The sequence below is a fragment of the Sphingomonas faeni genome (genome assembly GCF_023195535.1).
Lineage (GTDB): Bacteria > Pseudomonadota > Alphaproteobacteria > Sphingomonadales > Sphingomonadaceae > Sphingomonas > Sphingomonas faeni_B.
Genome location: NZ_JALPNF010000021.1, coordinates 1 through 8,905, shown reverse-complemented (window position 1 = coordinate 8,905; position 8,905 = coordinate 1). Strand labels below are relative to the sequence as shown.

5 protein-coding genes are annotated in these 8,905 nt (G+C 65.1%); 2 read left to right on the top strand and 3 right to left on the bottom strand.

Annotated features, from left to right (window positions below; translation table 11 throughout):
* Window positions 1-269 precede the first annotated feature (269 nt).
* Both SPHN_RS18220 and SPHN_RS18215 read left to right on the top strand, forming a co-directional pair.
* Entirely contained in the window at window positions 270-1,184 is a 915-nt protein-coding gene (locus tag SPHN_RS18220) for an HNH endonuclease (RefSeq protein ID WP_248525257.1), read from the top strand.
* Window positions 1,181-2,923: a class I SAM-dependent methyltransferase gene (locus tag SPHN_RS18215; RefSeq protein ID WP_248525256.1), complete on the top strand. Its 1,743-nt coding sequence runs from the start codon at window positions 1,181-1,183 to the stop codon at window positions 2,921-2,923. The genes SPHN_RS18220 and SPHN_RS18215 overlap by 4 nt, the downstream gene beginning before the upstream one ends.
* A 196-nt stretch (window positions 2,924-3,119) precedes the next feature.
* On the opposite strand, the gene SPHN_RS18210 is transcribed toward SPHN_RS18215, so the two are convergent.
* From SPHN_RS18210 to SPHN_RS18200, 3 genes are all read right to left on the bottom strand, one after another.
* Window positions 3,120-3,968 (bottom strand): DNA/RNA non-specific endonuclease, encoded by an 849-nt coding sequence (locus SPHN_RS18210; RefSeq protein WP_248525255.1) that lies wholly within the window; start codon window positions 3,966-3,968, stop codon window positions 3,120-3,122.
* Window positions 3,965-5,521, bottom strand: a complete 1,557-nt coding sequence (locus tag SPHN_RS18205) for a phospholipase effector Tle1 domain-containing protein (protein WP_248525254.1) — start codon at window positions 5,519-5,521, stop codon at window positions 3,965-3,967. The genes SPHN_RS18210 and SPHN_RS18205 overlap by 4 nt, the downstream gene beginning before the upstream one ends.
* A gap of 444 nt (window positions 5,522-5,965) precedes the next feature.
* Window positions 5,966-8,491: an AAA family ATPase gene (locus SPHN_RS18200; RefSeq protein WP_248525252.1), complete on the bottom strand. Its 2,526-nt coding sequence runs from the start codon at window positions 8,489-8,491 to the stop codon at window positions 5,966-5,968.
* Window positions 8,492-8,905: the final 414 nt, after the last annotated feature.

Sequence of the window (8,905 nt, the reverse complement as noted above, 5' to 3'; positions counted from 1 at the left end):
ACCAGCCTCGGCCTCCTTCAGGATGCCGATGATCTGCTCTTCCGAAAACTGCTTCCGCTTCATCTGTCCGTCCCTTTCCGGGGTCGGACTCTAGCTCCAACTGGAGGAAAAAACGGGGGTCACGTCAGACCCAATTGCGGACGTTCGAGGCGGCATCTGCATTCCCCGAAAGCGGCCGTTCGTTCAGCAAAAACCTGCTCCACGATCGTTGATCGTGCGGGGTTGTCAGCAAGGTTGCTCCCGCCGGAGAACCACGTCACGTTCACGATATGAAGGGCGTGTTCGAAATCAGCGGTGCATCGCGCTACGACGACCTGATCGCTGAGCGGTACCATTTCCCACGCATCTACCTCCGCCCAGCCGAAGCATGCGTCGGCGATTGGATAATCTACCGCGAAACCGGCTCGGCGGGTGGGCGCAAGGCCTATGTGGCGGCCGGCCTGGTGCACAGTATAGACCCTGATCCCGCCGACCGCACGCTCTTCTACGCCCGCATCAGCGACTTCATCGAGTTCGATCGTCCCGTGCCGTATCGCGATCCGGACGGCCGCTTTCTTGAGCGTATGCTGCGCGAGCTGGACAACCCCGCCATCGCTGGTCGGACGCTACGCGGTCGATCGGTTCGCGCCATTGACGATGCTGACTTTGCCGCCATCGTGAACGTCGGCTTGGTCGACACCCTATCACCCGAACACGCGATCCGGCTCGAACTCGATCCCCGCCACATTGACGCCTCCACGGCCGCGTTACTGGCCTCACCGCCAGACGAGCGGCGCGTGGCGCAGCTACTGGTCAACCGCAAGGTGCGCAGCGCCGCCTTCCGCGGCCACGTGCTCGACGCATATGACAACCGTTGCGCGGTGACGGGGCTGCGTATGGTCAATGGTGGCGGCAAGGCCGAAGCTCAGGCCGCGCACATCTGGAGCGTCGCAGATGGCGGCCCGGACGTCGTGCAGAACGGCATTGCTCTGTCCGCGACCGCGCACTGGCTGTTCGATCGTCACCTCATCAGCCTCGACGATGAGTGCCGGCTGCTGGTGTCGCACAACAAGGTGCCGTCCGAGCTCATCCGCCTGTTCCCGCAACCGGGCGAGCGCGTTCACCTGCCCGTCGATCCAAGGCTTCACCCGCGCACCGACTATGTCGCCCGGCACCGTGCCCGTTTCGCAGGCCTTGACGCTTGAACAGCTACCTAGACGTCGTTGCTGCCTATGACGGTCAAGCCGACATGCTAGCCGAGCGCTACGAGGCGGTATCGTCTGAGCGTATGCTGGGGGAGGTGTTGCCGGTCATCCCGGACGGCAGCGGCAGCAAGCTGGCGCTCGACGTCGGTGCCGGCACAGGACGTGACGCGGCCTGGCTGACCTCACTTGGCTACGAGGTTGTGGCGGCCGAGCCTGCTGCAGGTATGCGCCGGATCGCAGCTGAGAAGCATAGAAGCCACGGCGTCCGGTGGGTGAGCGATGCCCTGCCCTCGCTCGACCATGTCCATGGGCTTGGGCTGGCCTACGATCTCGTGCTGCTGTCAGCCGTCTGGCAGCACGTCGCGCCTGCCGATCGGCCCCGCGCCTTCCGCAAACTCGCCACGCTGATGAAGCCCGGCGGCGTGCTGGTGATGACGCTGCGCAACGGTCCCGCTCCGCCCGCCATGCAGATGCACCCGACCTCGACCACCGAGATTGAGGGGCTGGCCCGGGCGCACGGGCTGGAGGTGCTACGGGTTGCGCCCTCCAGCGATCAGGGCGGACGCGCCGGTGTGACCTGGGACGTCATAGCGCTCCGCATGCCCGATGACGGCACCGGCGCGCTCCCGCTGGTGCGCGGCATCGTCCTGTCCGACGAGAAGTCATCCACCTATAAGCTGGCACTGCTCCGAGCCGTGGCACGGATCGCCGAATATGCGCCTGCTGCAGCTACGCCGGCGCCCGATGGCCGCGATGCAGTCGAGGTGCCGCTGGGCTTGGTCGCACTGAACTGGCTGAGAATGTACCTGCCCCTGGTTCGGGCGAGGCTCCCGCAAATGCCGGGTAATGTCGGCATCGAGCGACTGGGCTTCGCCAAGGACGGGTTTGAAGCACTGCTCGCGCTCGGCACGGCACCGGTCGAGCTACGGGTCGGTGCGGTCTTCGCCGGCGAGCAGGGCCACGCTATCGCTTCCGCGCTGTCCCGGGCTGCTCACACAATCGCCAAGATGCCGGCAACCTTCACCCGCTATCCCAACAGTGACATGCAGGTGTTCGGCGTCAGCCGCGGGCGGCCGGGCGGTGCATCCGCAACCGTGCTCGACCTTGAAACGCTGCGCGGCTGGGGTCTGATCGAGGTGCCGGGCCACTTGTGGCGGGCCATGTCGCGGTTCGGGTCCTGGATCGAACCCATGCTGGTGGCCGAATGGTCCCGCCTGACCTGCGCCTATGCCGACCGTATGGGTCTAGCGGTCGCGCCCGGTACTGCAGAGGCCGCCCTGGCCTGGGTAGAGCCGGTTCGCACCACCGCTCTTGGCCGTGACGTCGCCCAGCGACTACTCGCTTGCGGGAAGCCGATCGAATGCGTCTGGACGGGACGACCGCTCACGCCCAACAGCTTCGACATTGACCACTGCCTGCCATGGTCGGTCTGGCCATGCGGTGATCTGTGGAACCTGATGCCGGCGCACACCCGGGTCAATCAGCATGAGAAGCGCGACCGGCTGCCGTCAGCCGCGGCGATGGCGAATGCGCGCGATCGCATCATCGGCTGGTGGGAGGCAGCGTATCTGGAGGATGACGCGCTTCGACCTCGCTTTCGGCGTGAGGCCGCTGCGGCACTGCCACTGAACGATACTGTAGACGCCACAGCCGTCTACGATGCGCTGGACTGGCGACGCCTGCGACTATGGCAGGACCAGCAGGTGCCGCAGTGGACACCGGCGAACGGACTAACCTGATCGGCCCAGGACTGGGCGCTAAGGCCGACGAGCGCCGACCGTAATTTCGGAAACCCATTCATGTCCGCTATCGCGTTCGGACGCCCTTTCGTTCTGGTTGTGCGGGTAGCAGTTGCGCGTAACCCAACTTTTGTTTTTTGGAGTGCCGCCAGTCGCAAGAACCCGGTGAGGACCCGAGTGGCTATGCCAAGCCCGCTCAGCGCGGTGCGTCAGCTCGCTTCGGGTTCCTCTTGGCGCGTACCTCGACTGGGATCTCGGCCGGCGCGGGGTCGGCAGGGGCGGCACTGGTGCAGCCAAGCTCGGTATCGAGCGGCATGGCGGCGGCGGTGGCGTCGGGGAATAGCTGTAGCCGGCTGCGCAGTTCGACATGGCGGATGGTCACGCGCGCGGTGCAGACGTCACGGGTTCGCGGGTCCGACTGGTCAAACACGAAAGCGGTTGCCCTACCGTCAGCCAACGCCACCACCTTCCAATAGCCCGAGGGCACGCGCTGGTAGTCGCCGCCGTTCGGCAGCGGGCGCATCATCCGTTCGTAGAGCGGGCCGGTCAGGACGTAGACAGGTACCGCTAGTCGCGTGGCCAGTTCACGCTCGCGGTCCTCGAGCCTGACCCACGGTCCCTGATTTAGCGCTGAGCTTTGTGGCGTGATGTTGGACAAGACGTTGGTGTCGGCCGCCGACGGCGTGCCAGAGAAGGAGGCCAACGGCGCCTGATGACCGCGATCAATGTGGAGCGAATTGCTGGCGGCGTCGTAGGCCGGCGGGTTCAGCGTCTCGTCGGCGCCAAGCCAGGGGTCGGCGCGCCACTCGCGGTCGCCCGACGTTCCGATCGACTCCTTGGTGACACGGTAGGCGACCCAATCCGCCATCTTCGTCAGGTCGTTCGACGACAGGGTGTAGATTTCGCGTACGACGGTGTCGTTTGTAGCAGGCGCGCCGACCGGGCAGCCAAGAAAGCAGTGGAAGGTATGAAGCTCGGCATCGTCGGCCACCGCGGCGGAGGATAGCGCCGCAACGGCCAGCGCCAGCGTGCGGATCCTCTTCATGGCGTCTGCCTCCCTGCATCGGTCGGTTGAGCCAGCGCGGCGGCGCTCGGTTCATCACCTTTCGCGCCAGCGACTGCGTCGGCTGCGCCGTCAATCAACGAGTTCGCTCCGTAAAAGCCCTTAGCAGCGACGTGGCCGCTCAGGCTTTCCGGCCGGTACGGCCTGACCTCACCCATCTGCGGTACGTGTGGGGCGGCCAGACGCTCAAGCACGGTAGGGTGTAGGGTGGCTTCGGGATCGACATCGCGTTTCGCCTTCGCCCAAACTACCTTGCCGAACGTCAGCAGGCGGAACCAGGCCGGCTGCCCGTTCAGCATCCCGGTCCGCTCGCTGTGCTGCAGGCCGAGAGCGTCGGGCGAGGTGACAAGCCGATCGTCGAGGACCGCGACCTCGTCGCCCAGCGCCTGCTTCAGCTCGCCAACCATCCACCGTAACGCGATGTCGGAGAGGCGGGATTCTTCCTCTGGGTAGCTGCCGCCGATGTCAGAGTGGTTGCCCGCGAACCAGACCTGCACCAGCCAGTTCTCGCGGCCGCGCGCCTTGTGCCACTGGAGGTCGGCGGAACTGCCCCATGCAACACGCGGGAACTTGGCGCGGTCCTCGTCGATCGCAAGCGCGTGGCGGAGGTGGCCGACCTCCTTGTCAGCGTATCGGTCGTAGTTCTTGCCGCTCCACCACGCGACGTGGGCGTGTCGCAGCTCAAACCACTGGCGTCGCGGATCCCAGCGCGACAGCCTAGACTTGGCATCGTCAGCGAAGAACTTCACCTGCGACCAGAAGGATCGGACGAACCAGTAGCCGGCCGACAGCGGCAGAGCCGCGACCGGCACCGCCACCCACCAAGGCGCATGCCGCCAGACGTAGATGGAGATGGCGATCAGCGCAGCCATGCCGACGAACGCGATCGTGGTGGCCGTCCGGCTGCCAAGCGCGGCGACCGTGTCGAACACGCCGACGAAGGTGGGCTGGACATTACCTTGCCCCTCGCCGTCGACCCCGACACCGTGCGAACCGTGCCTATCGCGGAAGCGCGCCGCGAGGGTCTCGCGCTCGGTCTCATATCGTGCGCGCTTGGCGCCGGCGCCGTGGTTGTAGACGTTCCGCACGGCGTCCGACGCGATGGCGCGCAGCTCCGGTCCGAACCGCGGGACCAGCGCGCCCTTTTCGTTATGCGTCGGCACGCCGCAAAGATTGAGGACGTTCGTCAGCGAGCGGGCGGTGTAGGCGCCACGACTGAAGCCGAAAATGCAGATGCGGTCGCCCGGCTCGTACCGCGCTACGATCGCCGCATAACAGTCGATGACGTTCTCATCGATGCCGGTGCCGACCGCGGCGGCCATGACGTTTCGCACCCGTTTGAAGGTTATGCCGCCGACCTCACCCGCGCCGAGGCCCGCATCGTAGAAGGCGACCTGTGCTTTCGGATTGATCGGCGAGTCCGGTCCTGGCCGCGTCGCGCGGTACATCTTGTAAACGTTCGACAGGCGCTGATCCGGACGCAGGCCGCCGAGTTGCCCGGTCCCGTCCGAGAAGATGAGAATGGTCTTTGGCATGCGCAGGTCCCCCAACGTTCCATATAGGATCAGAGCGGTTCAGCCTAACGGCGGTGTCAGCTTGATCCGTTTTGGCTCATTCTTCAAAGCTCGCCGAAAACGCCGTCACGCAATCTACGGTCGTTGCACAGGCATTTATGCGGCAAGGTGAGCGGATAGCCCGGCGGGCGCGAGTGGGAGCAGCCAGTCTAACTCGAACCGCTTTCCACACGACGCACGTCGGTCTTTGTCCTACCTTGCCCCGCTTGCCCCGCTTGCCAGCTGGTGCGCTTGGTTCGAAAGATCCCTCTAGGTTATTCAAGGCGCACTCCGGCGAGACACCCAGCAGCCTGCGCGCGCCGCGGTCAACTGTGCGGCGATGACCCACTTTCGGCTATTCGGGATGTCATGGCCACTTCCTGCCTTTTGCCATTCGTTCATGCCCCATTTCCGCCGATCTCCTTGTTATTCGGCCGACGGCTCTCGCGGCTCTCGCGGCGCTCGGCGGCGTCGCGGCGCCGGCGACCCGCGACCACCAACCGTCGCGCGCTCGGTCCTTGGGCTGGACGCCTTCGGTCTTGGGTCACGTGCGGCGGCCTCGGTCACGGCGGGCAACCCGACCGCCTCCTCGTCCGTCGACCTCGACAGGGCGTCCTTCAGTACGTCCATCCTGCGCTTAAAGCCGGGATAGTCAGGCACCGGCTCTAGCGGATCGCCACCGAGGTCGAAGCGATGGCGCAGGGACAGCATGTCCTGCCGGATCGCCTCCGCGTCGAGCGAGTCGTCCAGCACCTCCTCGATCCGCTCGAGCAGAAACACAGCCTGCTCCCTGGTCGCGCCATCTGGGTTGTCGCGAAAGAATATCTTGCGCTGCTGCTCAACACGCTGGGTGGCCTTGTCTCGGAGTCGCTCCTGCTCGGCCCTGCGTCGACGCGCATTCAGCTCAACGAAGAGCCGGCGCATGCGCGCCTTGAGGACGTCCACCGACGCGCCGAGACCTTCGGGCGGCCTTCCGCAGAGCTCCACGACCGCGCGCGCGAACCCGATCTTGTCGACGTGCGAACCCTGCGCCTTCGCCACGGCCTTCAGCGCCGCCACGAGGCCGGCGCCGCCGGAGACCAGCGCCGCAATGGCGTCGCCGTCCACCGTGCGCGCTGGTCCTTCGCGGAACCGGCTCACCTGCTCGAAGTAGCGGTGGACCGCCGCGACCGCCAGGTCGACGGGGATAAGGTCCTCGGGCTCCAGAACCTTCCTTTGCTCCTCGGCCAGAAGGTCGAAGTCGCCGATCTGCATCCGGAACTCGGGCTTGATCAGCCGCGACATGGCGGGGTCGTCGCGGAGCACGGCCGCCGCCTCGTCGCCGCTGCCGTCCGAATCCAGGAGCACGAGCACCGGCGGGATGTCGCTGTCGCGTCCCCGCACTAGGTAGAGCATGTACGGCACGTGGCTCGCCGAGCCGCACGGCACCAGCACGATCCTGTTGAGGTCGAGCACCTCGGCCTCACCCACCCGCTCGCCGCGCTGAATGACCCGCGACATTCCGGCGAGAAGCACCTGGTCGGACACGCCTTCCACCAGGAGGTTGCACGCCCCGATGAAGGCCGTCTCGCCGACGTATGCGCCGATGGCGGATCGGAGCGGCTCGTAGTGGTTCTGCGAGGCGTTGCCGATGACGCGGGTGCCGTCGCTGCCGCGCCCCTTCTGCAACACGCGAATCCGCTCAGCATGGTTCTTATCGAGGAGGAATGGCGAGTGCGTCACGTATACGACCTGCACCGGCCTCGCGCCCGACTGGGGCTCGGCAAACTCGGCAAAGATCTTAAGCAGGTCCTGCTGCGCCTCTGCCGACAGGAAGGTGTCCGGCTCATCCATTAGCAGGATTTCCGAGCGGACGGCATCGGGCTGATGGGTCTGGGACTGGATGAAGTAGGAGAGGAAGTACTTCAGCCCCTCGCTGCGCTCGTCGAAGGTGTACTGCGTACCCGTGCGGTCCCGGATCGTGAAGACGAGTTCCTGCTCGTGCGGCGTGACGACGAGCTGGAAGTCCTTGTCTTGCACCCAGAACTTCGGGAAATTCAAACGCCGCTCGAGCTGATGGTTGATGCTGTCCGCCAGAGCGGCCGCGTGTCCATTCTCCCCGATCGAGAGAAAGCGAGAGAGCTCGCGCAGACGCTCGGGCTCGACGTTGCCAAGCTGGATCAGGAGCCTGCGCGCGAGATCGAAGGAAAGGGCCTCCGAGTCCGACACTGATCCATCCTCATCGATCTCTGAGAAGATCCCGGCCAGCGATGGCACGATGCCGGCGCTACGCTGCGCGAAATCGCTCGGGCTCTGACGCCATTGCTCGTAGACCGCCTTACCCAGCGCGATGAGGCTGCGGTCATGCGATCGGCCCCGTGATGGCCGCCCCTCGGGCGGCGCGACTTGGTCGACAGGAAGCGCGCCGGGCAGCCCCACGCCGGGATGTATGCGGAACGGCTTCGGCAGCACGTTCCTGCCGAACGACCGCGCCGCCCCACCTTCCAGTTCGCGACGCACGAACCCTCCACGCCCATCCGGGAACAGGAGGTGCAGCACGTCCGGGCCCTGCCTAAACATCTGGAACGACGTGAACCGCGGCGGTGCCTCGTCCAGCCCCTCGGCGATCAGCTTCGCTTCGTCGGGCGTGACCTCGTCCCACGCGACCCCGAGATGCGGCCAGAAGTCGTTGCCGCGCTCGACGTTGAAGAAATCGCAGTAGCGGCAGAGGTCCTGATGCTGGAAGCCTTCCCCCGTAACCGCGATTTCGATCGCCCTCAGGAGATGGCTCTTGCCCGACTCGTTGGCGCCGACGACCGTCGTGATCAAACGGTCAATCGAGACTTCGATGTAGGGATACCACTCCTCGCCGATCATCTCCCAGGCGCGCTCTTGCGCGTCGGGATGGGCCTTGCGGTGATGGTCGAAGTTGAAAGACTTGTAGAACCTTGCGAAAACTTTGCTCAGCTTCATACCAACTGCCCCGCATTATGCCGAAGACCGTTACGGTAAGACGGTTCGCCGCACCGTTCTACCGCATCTTTGTGTAAACATAGCAACAACATTAGGAAGCGGGCTTGGAAAGAGATCTACAACCGGTCACTTACGAGCGCTCACGCCTTTCCGAAAACGGTCGTCGGCTCCGGTGCTACTTTGCAGTCGAACCGTGCTAGTTTTCGGTCCTTCAAGTCCGCGCCTTCACGTCTCCTTACTTCCCAGCCTTCAACGCTGCCAAATTAGTCCAGCGGATTAGGTTGTTATTGAACCGCGCCGGGTTTGTCGGAGGCTCCAACTCCTGAGAAGGTGGAGCCATGACGAGCAAGACGACGAACAAGTTTGCGCCCGAAGTCCGCGAGCGGGCGGTACGGATGGTTTTCGATCACGAGC